Here is a 15,968-nt window from a genome sequence, read left to right on the forward strand (position 1 = left end):
GATGGCGAAGAAGGCTCTGATTGCCAAGGCTGCTCGCAAGCCCAAGTTCGGTGTCCGCGGCTACACGCGCTGCCAGCGCTGCGGCCGTCCGCACTCCGTCTACCGCAAGTTCGGCCTGTGCCGCGTGTGCCTTCGTGAGATGGCTCACCGTGGCGAGCTGCCGGGCGTGACCAAGAGCTCCTGGTAATCCGGTAATTCCGGGTTATTCAGACTCTCGGTAAGCATCTGGGTCGGCAGGTGCCCGGCTCCGCATGCCTTAGGCTTGTGGGGTTGGGCGTCTGCCGCCCGTACGCCCGCAGGCTGTGCCTGCACATATTTGCTTACTACGCCGTAGGTCCACCGCGCCGCACCCGTCCCGTCTCGGATCGGGGAGAGGGATGGCGCACCAGGAAACCCCGGCGAGAGAGGCCGAAGGCCAATTCATGACCATGACTGATCCGATCGCAGACATGCTTACGCGTCTGCGGAACGCGAACTCGGCGTACCACGACTCCGTGACGATGCCGGCGTCCAAGATCAAGTCTCACATCGCGGAGATCCTCCAGCAGGAGGGCTTCATCACCGGCTGGAAGACCGAGGACGCCGAGGTCGGCAAGAACCTCACCCTCGAGCTGAAGTTCGGTCCGAACCGTGAGCGCTCCATCGCGGGCATCAAGCGGATCTCCAAGCCCGGTCTCCGGGTGTACGCGAAGTCCACCAACCTGCCCAAGGTGCTGGGTGGCCTCGGCGTGGCGATCATCTCCACGTCCCACGGGCTCCTCACCGACAAGCAGGCCGGCAAGAAGGGCGTAGGCGGAGAAGTCCTCGCCTACGTCTGGTAACGGAAGGGAACGGAGGAAACAGCTATGTCGCGCATCGGCAAGCTCCCCATCGCGGTTCCCGCCGGCGTGGACGTCACCATCGACGGCCGTACGGTCTCGGTCAAGGGCCCCAAGGGCTCGCTGACCCACACCGTCGTGGCGCCGATCGACATCGCCAAGGGTGAGGACGGCGTTCTGAACGTCACGCGCCCCAACGACGAGCGTCAGAGCAAGGCCCTGCACGGCCTGTCCCGCACGCTGGTGGCGAACATGATCACCGGCGTGACCCAGGGTTACGTGAAGAAGCTCGAGATCAGCGGTGTCGGTTACCGCGTGCTCGCCAAGGGTTCGAACCTGGAGTTCTCCCTCGGCTACAGCCACCCGATCCTGGTCGAGGCCCCCGAGGGCATCACCTTCAAGGTGGAGAACCCGACCCACTTCTCGGTCGAGGGCATCGACAAGCAGAAGGTCGGCGAGGTTGCGGCCAACATCCGCAAGCTGCGCAAGCCCGACCCGTACAAGGCCAAGGGCGTCAAGTACGAGGGCGAAGTCATCCGCCGCAAGGTCGGAAAGGCGGGTAAGTAAGCCATGGCATACGGACAGAAGATCCTGAAGGGCGACGCCTACAAGCGCGCCGCGATCAAGCGCCGCCACATCCGGATTCGCAAGAATCTCTCGGGTACGGCGGAGCGTCCCCGTCTGGTCGTTACCCGCTCGAACCGCCACATCGTGGCCCAGGTGATCGACGACCTCAAGGGTCACACCCTTGCGTCGGCGTCCACCCTGGACACCTCGATCCGTGGTGGCGAGGCGGACAAGTCGGCCCAGGCCAAGCAGGTCGGTGCCCTGGTCGCCGAGCGCGCCAAGGCCGCCGGTGTCGAGGCCGTCGTGTTCGACCGTGGTGGTAACCAGTACGCCGGGCGCATCGCCGCCCTGGCGGACGCCGCCCGCGAAGCCGGACTGAAGTTCTGAGCCGGTTCCGTATCGCTAGCGGAAACAGAGAGAGGTAATTCCAATGGCTGGACCCCAGCGCCGCGGTGGCGGTGCCGGTGGCGGCGAGCGGCGGGACCGGAAGGGCCGTGACGGTGGCGCAGGTGCCGCCGAGAAGACCGCTTACGTTGAGCGCGTCGTCGCGATCAACCGCGTCGCCAAGGTTGTGAAGGGTGGTCGTCGCTTCAGCTTCACCGCGCTGGTCGTGGTGGGCGACGGTGACGGCACCGTGGGTGTCGGATACGGCAAGGCCAAGGAGGTGCCGGCCGCCATCGCCAAGGGCGTTGAGGAGGCCAAGAAGCACTTCTTCAAGGTCCCCCGCATCCAGGGCACCATCCCGCACCCCATCCAGGGTGAGAAGGCTGCCGGCGTCGTGCTGCTCAAGCCCGCGTCCCCCGGTACCGGTGTTATCGCCGGTGGTCCGGTGCGCGCCGTGCTCGAGTGCGCCGGTATCCACGACGTGCTGTCGAAGTCGCTCGGCTCCGACAACCAGATCAACATCGTGCACGCGACCGTGGAGGCCCTCAAGGGCCTGCAGCGTCCCGAGGAGATCGCGGCCCGCCGTGGTCTGCCGCTCGAGGACGTCGCCCCCGCGGCTCTTCTCCGTGCGCGTGCCGGGGCGGGTGCGTAATCATGGCGCAGCTCAAGATTACGCAGGTCAAGTCCTACATCGGCAGCAAGCAGAACCACCGTGACACCCTGCGCTCCCTTGGTCTCAAGGGGATCAACACGCAGGTCGTCAAGGAGGACCGCCCCGAGTTCCGCGGCATGGTGCACACCGTCCGCCACCTCGTGTCGGTCGAGGAGGTCGACTGATCATGGCGGAAAACAACCCGCTCAAGATCCACAACCTCCGTCCCGCCCCGGGCGCCAAGACCGCCAAGACCCGTGTCGGTCGTGGTGAGGCGTCGAAGGGTAAGACGGCCGGTCGTGGTACCAAGGGCACGAAGGCCCGTTACCAGGTTCCGGAGCGCTTCGAGGGTGGCCAGATGCCCCTCCACATGCGTCTTCCGAAGCTGAAGGGCTTCAAGAACCCGTTCAAGACCGAGTTCCAGGTCGTGAACCTCGACAAGCTGGCCGCGCTGTACCCCGAGGGTGGCGAGGTCACCGTCGAGGGCCTCGTGGCCAAGGGTGCCGTTCGCAAGAACAGCCTCGTCAAGGTCCTCGGCCAGGGCGAGATCTCCGTGGCGCTGCAGGTGACGGTCGACGCCGTCTCCGGCTCCGCCAAGGAGAAGATCACCGCCGCCGGCGGTACCGTCACCGAGCTCGTCTGAATCCTTCAGGCGCCTCGATGACTTGAGCGATCCCGACCGGGGATGCCCCACAAAAGGGGTATCCCCGGTTGGTCGTTCCAAGGGGAGTACTCCCGCCGGTAAGGTGGCCAGCGCTGCCCTCTTTCACGGGTGCGTCACATGAGGCACTCTGGGCGGCGGCTCAGCGTTAGTCACTTAGCCGTCCACTTATCAGTCGTCGAACCTCAAGACCGTCACCCTTGACGCAGTAGCGCGGGGGTCGCAGGAGGCACCGTGCTCACCGCGTTCGCCCGGGCGTTCAAGACGCCCGACCTGCGCAAGAAGCTGCTCTTCACGCTCGGCATCATCGTGGTGTACCGCCTCGGTACCCACATCCCCATTCCAGGCGTCGACTACAAGAACGTCCAGGAGTGCGTGGACCAGGCGTCCGGCAACCAGGGCCTCTTCGGCCTGGTCAACATGTTCAGCGGTGGCGCCCTGCTGCAGATCACGGTCTTCGCGCTCGGCATCATGCCGTACATCACGGCGAGCATCATTCTGCAGCTGCTGACCGTCGTCATCCCGCGTCTGGAAGCCCTCAAGAAGGAGGGCCAGGCCGGTACGGCGAAGATCACGCAGTACACCCGCTACCTGACCATCGCGCTCGCCATCCTTCAGGGCACCGGCCTGGTGGCCACCGCCCGCAGCGGCGCCCTCTTCTCCGGCTGCACCGTCGCCGGCCAGATCGTGCCCGACCAGGCGATCTTCACCACGATCGTCATGGTCATCACCATGACCGCCGGTACGGCCGTCGTCATGTGGCTCGGCGAGCTGATCACCGACCGCGGCATCGGCAACGGCATGTCGATCCTGATGTTCATCTCGATCGCCGCGACCTTCCCGTCCGCGCTGTGGGCGATCAAGACGTCGGGCGACCTGGCGGACGGCTGGATCGAGTTCGGCACCGTCATCCTGGTCGGCCTGGTGATGGTCGGTCTCGTGGTCTTCGTCGAGCAGGCCCAGCGCCGCATCCCGGTCCAGTACGCGAAGCGCATGATCGGCCGCCGCTCCTACGGCGGCACGTCGACGTACATCCCGCTCAAGGTGAACCAGGCGGGTGTCATCCCCGTCATCTTCGCCTCGTCGCTGCTCTACATCCCGGCGCTGATCGTCCAGTTCTCGAACTCGACGGCGGGCTGGGCCACCTGGATCACGAAGAACCTCGCGGACACCGCGGCGACGCCGCACATCATCCTGTACTTCTTCCTGATCGTGTTCTTCGCCTTCTTCTACGTGGCCATCTCGTTCAACCCCGAGGAAGTCGCGGACAACATGAAGAAGTATGGTGGCTTCATCCCGGGCATCCGGGCTGGCCGACCGACCGCTGAGTACCTGAGCTACGTACTCAACCGGATCACCTGGCCGGGTTCGCTGTACTTGGGCCTGATCGCTCTCGTCCCGACAATGGCGTTGGCTGGTTTCGGGGCAAACCAGAACTTCCCGTTCGGCGGCACCAGCATCCTGATCATCGTGGGTGTCGGTCTCGAGACGGTGAAGCAGATCGAGAGCCAGCTCCAGCAGCGCAATTACGAAGGGTTCCTCCGCTGATGCGAATCGTCCTCGTCGGGCCTCCGGGCGCCGGAAAGGGAACGCAGGCCACCCGCCTTGCCGAGACGCTGCAGATTCCGCACATCTCCACGGGCGACCTGTTCCGCGCGAACATCAGCCAGCAGACCGAACTGGGCAAGCTCGCGAAGTCCTACATGGACGCCGGCAACCTGGTGCCGGACGAGGTCACCATCGCCATGGCGAAGGACCGCATGGAGCAGCCCGACGCCGAGGGCGGCTTCCTGCTGGACGGTTTCCCGCGCAACGTCTCCCAGGCCGAGGCGCTGGACGAGCTGCTCGAGACCGAGGACATGAGGCTCGACGCGGTGCTGGACCTGGAGGCCCCGGAGGACGAGGTCGTCAAGCGGATCGCCGGCCGGCGCGTCTGCCGCAACGACTCGGCCCACGTCTTCCACGTGACGTACACCCCGCCGAAGAAGGAAGGCGTCTGCGACGTCTGCGGCGGCGAGCTGTACCAGCGGGACGACGACTCCGAGGAGACGGTCCGCAAGCGGCTGGAGGTCTACCACACGCAGACCGAGCCGATCATCGACTACTACAAGGCGCAGGGCCTGGTCGCCACCATCGCCGCGACGGGACCCGTGGACGAGGTCACCCGCCGCGCGCTGGAGGCGCTCAAGCGCGACGACCAGTAGTCATCCGCACGGCTCGCAGCCGCGGTCTCTCGCTCAGGGGGCCGCGGCTGTGCTGTGGGGTGGGACGGCCCGGCCCCGTATCGTGGGAACCGTCCCCCTCCGCCCCCCTCACCGGTCCCGTCCCGTTCAGAAAGGCCGCAGCCCCCATGGTGCAGATCAAGAACCCCGAGCAGATCGCCAAGATGCGCGAGGCGGGGCTGGTCGTCGCCGCCATCCACGCGGCCACCCGCGAGGCCGCCGTGCCCGGAGCGACCACCAAGGACCTGGACCAGGTCGCCCGCAAGGTCCTCGCGGAGCACGACGCCAAGCCGAACTTCCTCGGGTACGGCGGCTTCCCCGCCACGATCTGCACCTCGGTCAACGAGGTCGTCGTCCACGGCATCCCGTCCGACGACGTGGTCCTCAAGGACGGCGACGTCATCTCCATCGACTGCGGCGCGATCATCGACGGCTGGCACGGCGACGCCGCCTACACGGCCTTCGTCGGCTCCGGCCACGCCCCGGAGCTGGTCGAGCTGTCCCGGGTGACCGAGGAGTCGATGTGGGCGGGCATCGCGGCGATGAAGCAGGGCAACCGCCTGGTCGACGTCTCGCGCGCCATCGAGACCTACATCCGCCGCCAGCCCAAGCCCGGCGGCGGCAAGTACGGGATCATCGAGGACTACGGCGGCCACGGCATCGGCACCGAGATGCACATGGACCCGCACCTGCTGAACTACGTCGACCGGCGCCGCGGCAAGGGCCCGAAGCTGGTCCCCGGCTTCTGCCTCGCCATCGAGCCGATGGTCTCCCTGGGCACCCCGCGCACCGAGGTCCTCTCCGACGACTGGACGGTCATCACGACGGACGGCACCTGGTCCTCCCACTGGGAGCACTCGGTGGCGCTGACCGAACAGGGGCCGCTGGTCCTGACGGCGCCCGACGGCGGCCGGGCGAAGCTGGCGGAGCTGGGCGTGACGGCGGCACCGGACCCGCTGGCGTGACGTTGGCCCGAGCCACGACCGCCGGTCGGAGGCCGGCGCAGCCGCTCGAAGCTTGTGAGGCGCCCCTGGCGCCGAGCCCGCGAGAGGGGCGTGGAGAATCGGCAGTGCAGGGGCCGCTGGTCCTGACGGCGCCCGACGGCGGCCGGGCGAAGCTGGCGGAGCTGGGCGTGACGGCGGCACCGGACCCGCTGGCATAACGATCTCGCAGGCGGGGCAGACTTCCTCGTTTCGCCTTTCCGGGTCCCCTGACGTAGACTGACTCGTCGGCTCACGTGTGCCCGCATGTCGTGCGGGATACAGGCTGAGTCGATCAAGGTAGTCGATTCGAAGGGCGAAGCGTGGCCAAGAAGCAAGGTGCCATCGAGATCGAGGGCACTGTCGTCGAGTCTCTTCCGAACGCCATGTTCAAGGTCGAGCTCCAGAACGGCCACCAGGTCCTGGCACACATCAGCGGCAAGATGCGCATGCACTACATCCGCATCCTCCCTGACGACCGGGTCGTGGTGGAGCTGTCTCCGTACGACCTGACGCGTGGCCGGATCGTCTACCGGTACAAGTAGATCTTGCCCACGCCCCGTGTGCCCCGCGCACGGGTCCGCCGGCAACTGACCCGGAGAACCTCACACCCATGAAGGTCAAGCCGAGCGTCAAGAAGATCTGCGACAAGTGCAGGGTGATCCGCCGTCACGGCCGGGTCATGGTCATCTGCGACAACCCGCGCCACAAGCAGCGCCAGGGCTGACGCCTGACCGTTCCCTCCGCGATTCGCAGGACTTCGCGCGACGCGAGCTGAACATGTTCATACGCAGGACCCGGGCGAGTCGTCGCCCGACACCCCCGGTTCGGAGGCCGGGGACCCGATCCGTACCTCATACGGCGGCCGGGGACCGGTCCTGTGGAAGACCTCCGACAACCAACTGGAGCCATTGAATGGCACGCGTTTCCGGTGTTGACATCCCGCGCGAAAAGCGCGTGGAGATCGCCCTCACCTACGTGTTCGGCATCGGCCGGACCCTCTCTCAGCAGACGCTCGCCGCGACCGGCGTGGACCCGAACACCCGTGTTCGGGACCTCTCCGAGGAGCAGCTCGTCGCGATCCGCGAGTACGTCGACAACAACATCAAGACCGAGGGTGACCTCCGTCGCGAGGTCCAGGCCGACATCCGCCGCAAGGTCGAGATCGGTACCTACCAGGGTCTCCGTCACCGTCGCGGTCTGCCCGTCCGCGGTCAGCGCACCAGCACGAACGCCCGCACCCGCAAGGGCCCGCGTCGCGCGATCGCCGGCAAGAAGAAGCCGGGCAAGAAGTAGTCCGCAGCGGACTCGCCGTCCAGCGGTCTTCGCTGTAGGACCGACCACCTCCCGTAGGAGAACGACATGCCCCCCAAGGGACGTCAGGGCGCGACCAAGAAGGTGCGCCGCAAGGAAAAGAAGAACGTCGCTCACGGCCACGCGCACATCAAGAGCACGTTCAACAACACGATCGTGTCCATCACGGACCCGACCGGCAACGTGATCTCCTGGGCCTCCGCCGGCCACGTCGGCTTCAAGGGCTCCCGGAAGTCCACGCCGTTCGCCGCGCAGATGGCCGCCGAGTCGGCTGCCCGCCGCGCGCAGGAGCACGGCATGCGCAAGGTCGACGTGTTCGTCAAGGGCCCGGGTTCCGGTCGTGAGACCGCCATCCGCTCCCTGCAGGCGACCGGCCTCGAGGTCGGCTCCATCCAGGACGTCACGCCCACCCCGCACAACGGCTGCCGTCCGCCGAAGCGTCGTCGCGTCTGATCTCGCCTCACGGCGACATCGGTACGACGCTTCACCAGGGTTTCGCGGGCGGTACGGCTCCTTCGGGTCGTGCCGCCCGTACCCTTGCATTACAGAGTCGGGCGTCAAATAGCGGGCGCCCCTGACTGAAGGATCACCACATGCTGATCGCTCAGCGTCCCTCGTTGACCGAAGAGGTCGTCGACGAGTTCCGCTCCCGGTTCGTCATCGAGCCGCTGGAGCCGGGCTTCGGCTACACCCTCGGCAACTCGCTCCGCCGCACCCTCCTCTCGTCGATCCCCGGCGCTGCTGTCACCAGCATCCGCATCGACGGTGTCCTGCACGAGTTCACCACCGTGCCGGGCGTCAAGGAGGACGTCACCGACCTGATCCTCAACATCAAGCAGCTGGTCGTCTCCTCGGAGCACGACGAGCCCGTCGTGATGTACCTGCGCAAGCAGGGCCCGGGTCTGGTCACCGCCGCCGACATCGCGCCGCCGGCCGGTGTCGAGGTGCACAACCCCGACCTCGTCCTCGCCACGCTCAACGGCAAGGGCAAGCTGGAGATGGAGCTGACCGTCGAGCGCGGTCGCGGCTACGTCTCCGCCGTGCAGAACAAGCAGGTCGGTCAGGAGATCGGGCGCATCCCGGTCGACTCGATCTACTCGCCGGTCCTCAAGGTCACGTACAAGGTCGAGGCCACGCGTGTCGAGCAGCGCACCGACTTCGACAAGCTGATCGTCGACGTCGAGACCAAGCAGGCGATGCGTCCGCGTGACGCCATGGCCTCCGCGGGCAAGACGCTGGTCGAGCTGTTCGGTCTCGCCCGCGAGCTGAACATCGACGCCGAGGGCATCGACATGGGTCCGTCCCCGACGGACGCCGCGCTCGCCGCCGATCTGGCGCTGCCGATCGAGGAGCTGGAGCTCACCGTTCGGTCGTACAACTGCCTCAAGCGCGAGGGCATCCACTCCGTGGGTGAGCTCGTGGCCCGTTCCGAGGCGGACCTGCTCGACATCCGCAACTTCGGTGCGAAGTCGATCGACGAGGTCAAGGCCAAGCTCGCGGGCATGGGCCTGGCGCTGAAGGACTCGCCTCCCGGGTTCGACCCGACCGCCGCCGCGGACGCGTTCGGCGCGGACGACGACGCGGACGCGGGCTTCGTGGAGACCGAGCAGTACTAAGAGCTCGGGTTCGACGGTTCGTTCCGGCTGCCGGCCCGCTGTGGCTGGTCGCGCAGTTCCCCGCGCCCCTTTGGGGCGCGGGGTCTCCGACAGGCGACCGCCTGCTCGGATACTGACCTCGGTACCTGATACGGCCGGGGCAGACACCTAGGAGAAACACCATGCCGAAGCCCACCAAGGGTGCCCGTCTGGGCGGCAGCGCCGCGCACGAGAAGCTGCTCCTCGCGAACCTCGCGAAGTCGCTCTTCGAGCACGGCAAGATCACGACCACCGAGGCGAAGGCGCGCAAGCTGCGTCCGTACGCCGAGCGTCTGGTCACCAAGGCGAAGAAGGGCGACCTTCACAACCGCCGTCAGGTGCTCCAGGTCATCACGGACAAGAGCGTCGTCCACACGCTCTTCACCGAGATCGGCCCGCGCTACGAGAACCGTCCCGGTGGCTACACCCGGATCACCAAGATCGGTAACCGCCGTGGCGACAACGCGGCCATGGCCGTCATCGAGCTGGTCGAGGCGCTGACCGTGGCGCAGCAGGCCACCGGCGAGGCCGAGGCCGCGACGAAGCGCGCGGCCAAGGACGCCGAGGGCACCGAGGCTGCCGAGGCCAAGGTCGACACGGCCAAGGCCGACGAGGCTCCGGCCGAGGAGTCCAAGGACGCGTAAGCGTCTGCCGGGGGCTGTGCGGCTGCGGCTGCGGGTTCGTGGTGGCTTGTCGCGCCCACGCGGCGGAGCCGCATATCGAGCACAGCCCCGCGCCCCTTGAGGGTGTTGGCGGGTCCGTTCCTTTTCAGGGGCGGGCCCGCTTTCGTGTGGGTGAGAGGATCTGCGGGTGAGTGACGAAGTTGAGGCCGGGTTCGTGCGGGTGCGGCTGGATCTCTCCTACGACGGGAGCGAGTTCTCCGGGTGGGCCAAGCAGGCCGGGGGGCGGCGGACCGTGCAGGGGGAGATCGAGGACGCGCTGCGGACGGTCACCCGGTCGCGGGAGACGTACGAGCTGACGGTCGCCGGGCGGACCGACGCGGGCGTGCACGCGCGAGGGCAGGTCGCCCACGTCGATCTGCCGCGCGAGGTGTGGGCCGAGCACCACGTGAAGCTGCTCAAGCGGCTCGCGGGGCGGCTGCCGAGGGACGTGCGGGTCTGGGCGCTCAGGGAGGCGCCGAGCGGGTTCAACGCCCGGTTCTCGGCGGTCTGGCGGCGCTACGCCTACCGGGTCACCGACAACCCCGGCGGCGTCGACCCGCTGCTGCGCGGGCACGTGCTGTGGCACGACTGGCCGCTCGACGTGGACGCCATGAACGAGGCCGCCCGCGGACTGCTGGGCGAGCACGACTTCGCCGCCTACTGCAAGAAGCGCGAGGGGGCGACCACCATCCGCACGCTCCAGGAGCTGAGCCTGGTGCGGGGCGAGGAGGACGGGATCGTCACCGCCACCGTGCGGGCCGACGCCTTCTGCCACAACATGGTGCGTTCCCTGATCGGCGCCCTGCTGTTCGTCGGCGACGGCCACCGGGCGCCCGACTGGCCGGCGAAGGTGCTCGCCGCGGGCGTACGGGACTCGGCCGTGCACGTCGTACGGCCGCACGGGCTGACGCTCGAGGAGGTCGGCTACCCGGCCGACGAGCTGCTGGCGGCCCGGAACAAGGAGGCGCGCAACAAGCGGTCGCTGCCGGGAGCCGGCTGCTGCTGAGGGGAGTGCGGCCGCTCTCCACCGCCGGGGGCGTCAGCCCTCCGCCGCCGCCGACGCCTGGGCCTCGCCGCGTCGGCGGATCTGCCGGAAGGCGAACTCGGCCAGGTCGTCACCGGCGCGGAAGACGCCGGTGGACTTCTCGGTGACGTCCTTGCCGTTCGTGAAGCCGGTGACGGTGAAGTAGGCGTAGCGGCCGTAGGAGTTGGTGGTGGAGCGGCAGACGGCGCCGGTGCAGAAGGACTTGACGCCGCCACCGGACACGGAGCGCACGATGCTCTTCTTGTCGGCTTCCTTCTTCGCCTTCGCGGCCTGCGCCTCGGTGTCGAAGACGGCCACGCCGACGGTCACGGCGGTGTCGCCGTTGGTGTAGGTGACGCGGATCAGACGCGTGCACCTGTTGGTGTCGAGGACCTTCGGCAGGGTGCCCTGGGCGGCGGAGCCGCAGGTGCGGGTGTCGGCCGTCGGGCCCTTCTTGTAGACCGTCTCGCCCATGGTCAGCTGGGTGCCGGGGAAGAGCAGGTCCGGGCCGAGCGGCGCCTTGTCCTTCTTGACGCTGGAGACGAAGTCCTTCGGGTCCAGTGGCGGCGGCGCGCTGGTCGGGGCGAAGGACGGCTGGGTGGCCGTGGCGCTGGGTATGTCCGCCGTCGAGGGGAGCTGCGAGGAGGGGCTGTCGGAGGCCTGGCCGGAGCCGTTCGCGGAGACGACGGCCACGGCGACGGCACCGGCTATCGCCACGGTGGCCAGCGCGCCGCCGCTTATGAAGAGCAGCCGGCGGCGCTTGGCGCGGGCCTCGGAGGCCTCGGCGAGGGCGGCCCAGTCCGGCGTGTTGTCACCGTTGCCGCTGTTCCAGGGCTGCTGCGGCTGCGACGGCTGCTGCGGCTGCTGCGATTGCGGTTTCCAGGGATCCCACTGCGACTGAGGTCCCCCTTGCCCATAGCTCATGGGCCGCATCTTAGACGTGCCGACGGGCGTGCTGGTGCGCGTACTTGAGGGCCTCAGGGCCTAGCGTTCCGTTCATGCGGACGGGCAAAAGCGACATCTCCGGGTGGTTGGTGCGACCGGCGGGAGGGCATCTGTGGGCGGTGCTCGTGACGGTGCTGGCGGCGTCCGCCGCGCACGCGGCGCGGCTGACCCCGGACGGCGGGATGGACAACGCGATCGTCGTACGGGCTGCCCGCACCTGGCTGGACGGCGGCTCCCCGTACGACGATCCGCACTTCCTGTACCTGCCGAGCGCCGTGCTGGCCGCCGTGCCGCAGGCCCTGCTGCCCGGGGCGGTGCTGCGGGTGCTGGTGCCGTGCGCGGTGACCGTCCTGCTGGCGCTGGCCTGGGCCTGCGCGCTGCTCCTGCACCGGGTGCCGCTCGGCAGCCGGCTGGCGGCCCTCGGGCTGACCGGGCTCGCGCTGGGCTTCGCGCCGTTCGGGCACCTGGTGCGGCTCGGCAACTGGACGGTGACGGCGACGGTGGCGCTGCCGCTGGCCCTGCTGCTGGCGAGCCGGGGGCGCTGGACGGGCGCGGGCGCGGTCATCGGCGCGGCCGTGGCGCTCAAGCCGCTGCTCGCGCCGGTCGTCCTGCTCTTCCTCTTCGCCGGCCGGTGGCGGGCGCTGGCCGCGGCCGTCCTGGTGCCCGCGCTGGCCTCCGCCGCGGCGGCGCTGGCGATGCCCGACCCGGCGGGCTTCTTCACCCGCACCCTGCCCTTCCTGCTGCACGGCGACGACGGCTTCGTACGGCTCTACGAGGCCTCCCCGGCGGCCGTGCTGCCCCGGCTCGGGGTGCCCGCGGCGCTCGCGCAGGGGCTCGCGGTGGCGGCGGCCTGCGCCGGGGTGCTGTGCGCGTACCGGCGCTGGCGGCGCGCCGACCCCGGTCCGCTGCGGCTCGCGGAGACCGGCGCGGGGCTGATGCTCTCGGCGTTCCTGGTCTCCAGGCCGTCCTACGACCACTACCTCCTGGTCGCCCTGCCGCTGCTGCTCGCCGGTCTGCCGTATGCCGGGTCGGTGGCCCGCGGGGTGTGGTTCTGGATCGCGCTGGTGCCCCAGGCACCGGGGCTGACCTGGCCCTGGCTGGAGGGGGAGCGGCGGCGGGCCTTCCGGGACGCGTTCACGCTGTGCGTCCTCGTGGTGACGGTCGCCCGGCAGGGCTGGACCGCCCCGGCGGGCGCCGGGGAGCGCGTGCCCCAGGGGCGTGCGCCGGAGCCGGAGCGGGCCCCCGCGGCCCCGTTTTGACCGGGCCGCCGGGGCCCGGGTATTCTGCACAGCTGTATGTGTATTGGCTTGCTCATTCTCACGTGAGGGGCCCTTACACCGGTCCACCGGGACCGATGACCAGCGATCTGCACGCGGTATGCGTCACCGCGGTGCGGTCAGGGCTGTCGTGATCGTCTTCGGTGACCAATGTCAGGACCACTCACTGAAGAAGCGAAGGCTACGAACCGTGCGTACGTACAGCCCCAAGCCCGGCGATGTGACGCGCCAGTGGCACGTCATCGACGCTCAGGACGTCGTCCTGGGGCGTCTGGCCACCACGGCCGCCTCCATCCTGCGCGGCAAGCACAAGCCGATCTACGCGCCCCACGTCGACACCGGTGACTTCGTCATCATCATCAACGCCGACAAGGTGCACCTCTCCGGCAACAAGCGGACCCAGAAAATGGCGTACCGCCACTCCGGCTACCCGGGCGGTCTGCGCTCCGTGCGCTACGACGAGCTGCTGGACAAGAACCCGGAGAAGGCCATCGAGAAGGCCGTCAAGGGCATGCTCCCGAAGAACTCCCTGGGCCGTCAGATGCTCTCGAAGCTGAAGGTCTACAAGGGTGACCAGCACCCGCACGGCGCGCAGCAGCCGCAGCCGTTCGAGATCACCCAGGTCGCGCAGTAGTCCCGGCCACCCTTTAAGACTGAAGAGAATCTGAGGAGCATCGTGGCCGAGACCACTCCCGAGCAGCCGCTCGAAGAGATCGACATCGACAGCTACACCACCGAGTCCGAGGTCCCCGTCGAGGGTGACTACACCTCGGAGTCCATGGCCTCCGCGTTCGGCGAGCCCCAGCCGGCCGCCGGCCTGGGCCGCCGCAAGAACGCCATCGCCCGCGTCCGGATCGTCCCGGGCACCGGCAAGTGGAAGGTCAACGGGCGCACGCTCGAGGACTACTTCCCGAACAAGGTGCACCAGCAGGAAGTCAACGAGCCCTTCAAGGTGCTCGAGCTCGACAACCGCTACGACGTCATCGCCCGCATCTCGGGTGGCGGCGTCTCCGGTCAGGCCGGTGCGCTCCGTCTCGGTGTCGCCCGCGCCCTGAACGAGGCCGACGTGGACAACAACCGCGGCGCGCTCAAGAAGGCCGGTTACCTCAAGCGCGACGACCGTGCGGTCGAGCGGAAGAAGGCCGGTCTGAAGAAGGCCCGCAAGGCCCCGCAGTACAGCAAGCGCTAAGCTTCGCTGCCTGTACTCCGAACGCCCCGGCGGCACGCCACTGTGCTGTCGGGGCATTCGTTTATCCCAGCCGTTGGGCGTATAACGGCACAAGACGTTCTAAGGCTTATGTGATCGTTGGTCGGGTGCTGTGCGCCCGGGTCTTCGGGAGCGCCGGCTGCGTGGGTCGCGCTCATCGGCAGCCGCTCCCGGAATTGACGTTTCCTCAGGAGGACAAGTGGGACGACTCTTCGGCACGGACGGCGTGCGCGGTGTCGCCAACGCGGATCTGACGGCCGAGCTGGCGCTGGGCCTCTCCGTCGCCGCGGCGCACGTACTGGCCGAGGCGGGCACCTTCGCCGGGCACCGGGCGACCGCGGTGGTCGGCCGGGACCCGCGCGCCTCCGGGGAGTTCCTGGAGGCGGCGGTGGTCGCGGGCCTGGCCAGCGCCGGCGTGGACGTGCTGCGGGTCGGCGTGCTGCCGACGCCCGCGGTGGCCCACCTGACCGGCGCGCTCGGCGCCGACCTCGGCGTGATGCTGTCGGCCAGCCACAACGCCATGCCCGACAACGGCATCAAGTTCTTCGCCCGCGGCGGCCACAAGCTCGCCGACGAGCTGGAGGACCGCATCGAGTCCGTCTACGCCGAGCACCGCACCGGCGCCCCCTGGGACCGCCCGACCGGCGCCGGGGTGGGCCGCGTCCGCGACTACGACGAGGGGCTCGACCAGTACGTCGCCCACCTCGTCGGTGTCCTGCCGAACCGTCTCGACGGGCTGAAGATCGTCCTCGACGAGGCGCACGGCGCGGCCTCCCGGGTCTCCCCGGAGGCGTTCGCGCGGGCCGGGGCCGAGCTGGTCACCATCGGCGCGGTGCCTGACGGCCTCAACATCAACGACGGCTGCGGCTCCACCCACCTCGACCTGCTCAAGGCCGCCGTCGTCGAGCACGGCGCCCACCTCGGCATCGCCCACGACGGCGACGCCGACCGCTGCCTGGCCGTGGACCACACCGGCGCGGAGGTCGACGGCGACCAGATCCTCGCGGTGCTCGCGCTCGCGATGCGGGAGCGGGACGCGCTGCGCTCGGACACCGTCGTCGCGACCGTCATGTCCAACCTGGGCTTCAAGCTCGCCATGGAGCGCGAGGGCATCCGGTTCGTGCAGACCGGCGTCGGCGACCGGTACGTGCTGGAGGAGATGAAGCAGCACGGCTACGCCCTGGGCGGTGAGCAGTCCGGCCACGTCATCATCCTCGACCACGCCACCACCGGCGACGGCACGCTGACCGGCCTGATGCTGGCGGCGCGGGTCGCGCAGACCGGTCGTTCGCTGCGGGACCTCGCCTCGGTGATGGAGCGGCTGCCGCAGGTGCTGGTGAACGTGCCGGACGTGGACAAGTCGCGGGTGACGACCTCCGCGGAGCTGGCCGCCGCGGTGTCCGAGGCGGAGCGGGAGCTGGGGAGCACGGGGCGGGTGCTGCTGCGTCCCTCCGGGACGGAGCCGCTCGTTCGGGTGATGGTGGAGGCGGCCGACATCGAGCAGGCTCGGTCAGTCGCCGGGCGGTTGGCCGATGTGGTGAAGTCGGCGCTCGGTTAGTTCCCTGGTGCCGGGTCCGGGGCGGCTTCGGGGCGGGGGGTTCCGTGCGATGCGGGCTGCGCG

22 protein-coding genes and 1 pseudogene are annotated in these 15,968 nt (G+C 68.9%); 22 read left to right on the plus strand and 1 reads right to left on the minus strand.

The annotated features are described in order from the left end of the window. Position 1 precedes the first annotated feature (1 nt). From ACIBCJ_RS26375 to truA, 18 genes and pseudogenes are all read left to right on the plus strand, one after another. Positions 2 to 187, plus strand: coding sequence for a type Z 30S ribosomal protein S14 (locus ACIBCJ_RS26375; protein ID WP_003948630.1), 186 nt, complete (start codon positions 2 to 4; stop codon positions 185 to 187). 235 nt (positions 188 to 422) lie between these two features. Further along, positions 423 to 821: a 30S ribosomal protein S8 gene (gene rpsH / locus ACIBCJ_RS26380; protein ID WP_003974254.1), complete on the plus strand. Its 399-nt coding sequence runs from the start codon at positions 423 to 425 to the stop codon at positions 819 to 821. A gap of 24 nt (positions 822 to 845) precedes the next feature. Next, positions 846 to 1,385, plus strand: a complete 540-nt coding sequence (gene rplF / locus ACIBCJ_RS26385) for a 50S ribosomal protein L6 (RefSeq protein ID WP_003974253.1) — start codon at positions 846 to 848, stop codon at positions 1,383 to 1,385. Between the two features lie 3 nt (positions 1,386 to 1,388). Then, entirely contained in the window at positions 1,389 to 1,772 is a 384-nt protein-coding gene (rplR, locus tag ACIBCJ_RS26390; RefSeq protein ID WP_121748663.1) for a 50S ribosomal protein L18, read from the plus strand. A gap of 43 nt (positions 1,773 to 1,815) precedes the next feature. After that, positions 1,816 to 2,421, plus strand: coding sequence for a 30S ribosomal protein S5 (rpsE, locus tag ACIBCJ_RS26395; RefSeq protein ID WP_133887695.1), 606 nt, complete (start codon positions 1,816 to 1,818; stop codon positions 2,419 to 2,421). A gap of 2 nt (positions 2,422 to 2,423) precedes the next feature. Further along, a complete protein-coding gene (gene rpmD, locus ACIBCJ_RS26400) occupies positions 2,424 to 2,606 on the plus strand; it encodes a 50S ribosomal protein L30 (RefSeq protein ID WP_006140898.1) in 183 nt (60 codons plus the stop codon). Between the two features lie 2 nt (positions 2,607 to 2,608). Beyond that, entirely contained in the window at positions 2,609 to 3,064 is a 456-nt protein-coding gene (rplO, locus tag ACIBCJ_RS26405; protein WP_003974249.1) for a 50S ribosomal protein L15, read from the plus strand. Between the two features lie 252 nt (positions 3,065 to 3,316). Beyond that, positions 3,317 to 4,630, plus strand: coding sequence for a preprotein translocase subunit SecY (gene secY / locus ACIBCJ_RS26410; protein ID WP_362100789.1), 1,314 nt, complete (start codon positions 3,317 to 3,319; stop codon positions 4,628 to 4,630). Next, positions 4,630 to 5,286: an adenylate kinase gene (locus ACIBCJ_RS26415; protein WP_133887697.1), complete on the plus strand. Its 657-nt coding sequence runs from the start codon at positions 4,630 to 4,632 to the stop codon at positions 5,284 to 5,286. Before secY ends, ACIBCJ_RS26415 begins: the two co-directional genes overlap by 1 nt. Positions 5,287 to 5,432: 146 nt before the next feature. Next, entirely contained in the window at positions 5,433 to 6,269 is an 837-nt protein-coding gene (gene map / locus ACIBCJ_RS26420) for a type I methionyl aminopeptidase (RefSeq protein WP_365980433.1), read from the plus strand. Between the two features lie 107 nt (positions 6,270 to 6,376). Beyond that, positions 6,377 to 6,466: pseudogene (locus ACIBCJ_RS26425) on the plus strand (type I methionyl aminopeptidase); the annotation flags it as partial. A 141-nt stretch (positions 6,467 to 6,607) separates the two neighbouring features. Continuing rightward, positions 6,608 to 6,829 carry a translation initiation factor IF-1 gene (gene infA, locus ACIBCJ_RS26430; protein WP_003948620.1) on the plus strand — a complete coding sequence of 74 codons (222 nt, stop codon included), beginning with the start codon at positions 6,608 to 6,610 and terminating at the stop codon, positions 6,827 to 6,829. A 68-nt stretch (positions 6,830 to 6,897) separates the two neighbouring features. Then, positions 6,898 to 7,011 carry a 50S ribosomal protein L36 gene (gene rpmJ, locus ACIBCJ_RS26435; protein WP_003974245.1) on the plus strand — a complete coding sequence of 38 codons (114 nt, stop codon included), beginning with the start codon at positions 6,898 to 6,900 and terminating at the stop codon, positions 7,009 to 7,011. A gap of 188 nt (positions 7,012 to 7,199) precedes the next feature. Next, complete coding sequence (gene rpsM, locus ACIBCJ_RS26440; protein WP_003974244.1) at positions 7,200 to 7,580, plus strand: 30S ribosomal protein S13; 381 nt, start codon at positions 7,200 to 7,202, stop codon at positions 7,578 to 7,580. Between the two features lie 66 nt (positions 7,581 to 7,646). Continuing rightward, positions 7,647 to 8,051: a 30S ribosomal protein S11 gene (rpsK, locus tag ACIBCJ_RS26445; RefSeq protein ID WP_007443997.1), complete on the plus strand. Its 405-nt coding sequence runs from the start codon at positions 7,647 to 7,649 to the stop codon at positions 8,049 to 8,051. Between the two features lie 140 nt (positions 8,052 to 8,191). Continuing rightward, complete coding sequence (locus ACIBCJ_RS26450) at positions 8,192 to 9,214, plus strand: DNA-directed RNA polymerase subunit alpha (protein ID WP_003966937.1); 1,023 nt, start codon at positions 8,192 to 8,194, stop codon at positions 9,212 to 9,214. A 161-nt stretch (positions 9,215 to 9,375) separates the two neighbouring features. Then, positions 9,376 to 9,876 carry a 50S ribosomal protein L17 gene (gene rplQ, locus ACIBCJ_RS26455; protein WP_362100797.1) on the plus strand — a complete coding sequence of 167 codons (501 nt, stop codon included), beginning with the start codon at positions 9,376 to 9,378 and terminating at the stop codon, positions 9,874 to 9,876. 166 nt (positions 9,877 to 10,042) lie between these two features. Then, on the plus strand, positions 10,043 to 10,900 hold the full coding sequence (gene truA / locus ACIBCJ_RS26460; protein WP_133887700.1) for a tRNA pseudouridine(38-40) synthase TruA: 858 nt from the start codon (positions 10,043 to 10,045) through the stop codon (positions 10,898 to 10,900). Positions 10,901 to 10,933: 33 nt separating this feature from the next. Here the strand turns inward: truA and ACIBCJ_RS26465 are convergent, their stop codons facing one another. After that, positions 10,934 to 11,842, minus strand: a complete 909-nt coding sequence (locus ACIBCJ_RS26465; protein WP_365980434.1) for a hypothetical protein — start codon at positions 11,840 to 11,842, stop codon at positions 10,934 to 10,936. Positions 11,843 to 11,916: 74 nt separating this feature from the next. Here ACIBCJ_RS26465 and ACIBCJ_RS26470 point away from each other — a divergent pair, with 74 nt between their 5' ends. The 4 genes from ACIBCJ_RS26470 to glmM all read left to right on the plus strand — a co-directional run bounded on the left by ACIBCJ_RS26470 (position 11,917) and on the right by glmM (position 15,905). Further along, the gene (locus ACIBCJ_RS26470) at positions 11,917 to 13,122 is read left to right on the plus strand and encodes a glycosyltransferase 87 family protein (protein ID WP_365980435.1); all 1,206 of its coding nucleotides are present in this window, start codon (positions 11,917 to 11,919) and stop codon (positions 13,120 to 13,122) included. A 208-nt stretch (positions 13,123 to 13,330) separates the two neighbouring features. Further along, on the plus strand, positions 13,331 to 13,774 hold the full coding sequence (gene rplM, locus ACIBCJ_RS26475; RefSeq protein WP_064729367.1) for a 50S ribosomal protein L13: 444 nt from the start codon (positions 13,331 to 13,333) through the stop codon (positions 13,772 to 13,774). A 42-nt stretch (positions 13,775 to 13,816) separates the two neighbouring features. Further along, positions 13,817 to 14,329: a 30S ribosomal protein S9 gene (gene rpsI, locus ACIBCJ_RS26480; protein WP_133887703.1), complete on the plus strand. Its 513-nt coding sequence runs from the start codon at positions 13,817 to 13,819 to the stop codon at positions 14,327 to 14,329. A gap of 217 nt (positions 14,330 to 14,546) precedes the next feature. Next, on the plus strand, positions 14,547 to 15,905 hold the full coding sequence (glmM, locus tag ACIBCJ_RS26485; protein ID WP_362502618.1) for a phosphoglucosamine mutase: 1,359 nt from the start codon (positions 14,547 to 14,549) through the stop codon (positions 15,903 to 15,905). Positions 15,906 to 15,968 lie beyond the last annotated feature (63 nt).

The sequence above is a fragment of the Streptomyces sp. NPDC051136 genome, assembly GCF_044455745.1.
In the GTDB taxonomy this organism is placed as follows: Bacteria; Actinomycetota; Actinomycetes; order Streptomycetales; family Streptomycetaceae; genus Streptomyces.

Coding starts and splice junctions, on each gene's coding strand:
- ACIBCJ_RS26470 (WP_365980435.1), top strand. CDS start 11,917: ATGCGGACGGGCAAAAGCGACATCTCCGGGTGGTTGGTGCGACCGGCG.
- rplQ (WP_362100797.1), top strand. CDS start 9,376: ATGCCGAAGCCCACCAAGGGTGCCCGTCTGGGCGGCAGCGCCGCGCAC.
- rplF (WP_003974253.1), top strand. CDS start 846: ATGTCGCGCATCGGCAAGCTCCCCATCGCGGTTCCCGCCGGCGTGGAC.
- ACIBCJ_RS26450 (WP_003966937.1), top strand. CDS start 8,192: ATGCTGATCGCTCAGCGTCCCTCGTTGACCGAAGAGGTCGTCGACGAG.
- ACIBCJ_RS26375 (WP_003948630.1), top strand. CDS start 2: ATGGCGAAGAAGGCTCTGATTGCCAAGGCTGCTCGCAAGCCCAAGTTC.
- rpmD (WP_006140898.1), top strand. CDS start 2,424: ATGGCGCAGCTCAAGATTACGCAGGTCAAGTCCTACATCGGCAGCAAG.
- rpsE (WP_133887695.1), top strand. CDS start 1,816: ATGGCTGGACCCCAGCGCCGCGGTGGCGGTGCCGGTGGCGGCGAGCGG.
- map (WP_365980433.1), top strand. CDS start 5,433: ATGGTGCAGATCAAGAACCCCGAGCAGATCGCCAAGATGCGCGAGGCG.
- rpsH (WP_003974254.1), top strand. CDS start 423: ATGACCATGACTGATCCGATCGCAGACATGCTTACGCGTCTGCGGAAC.
- rplO (WP_003974249.1), top strand. CDS start 2,609: ATGGCGGAAAACAACCCGCTCAAGATCCACAACCTCCGTCCCGCCCCG.
- rpsM (WP_003974244.1), top strand. CDS start 7,200: ATGGCACGCGTTTCCGGTGTTGACATCCCGCGCGAAAAGCGCGTGGAG.
- rplR (WP_121748663.1), top strand. CDS start 1,389: ATGGCATACGGACAGAAGATCCTGAAGGGCGACGCCTACAAGCGCGCC.
- rpmJ (WP_003974245.1), top strand. CDS start 6,898: ATGAAGGTCAAGCCGAGCGTCAAGAAGATCTGCGACAAGTGCAGGGTG.
- ACIBCJ_RS26465 (WP_365980434.1), bottom strand. CDS start 11,842: ATGAGCTATGGGCAAGGGGGACCTCAGTCGCAGTGGGATCCCTGGAAA.
- rpsK (WP_007443997.1), top strand. CDS start 7,647: ATGCCCCCCAAGGGACGTCAGGGCGCGACCAAGAAGGTGCGCCGCAAG.
- ACIBCJ_RS26415 (WP_133887697.1), top strand. CDS start 4,630: ATGCGAATCGTCCTCGTCGGGCCTCCGGGCGCCGGAAAGGGAACGCAG.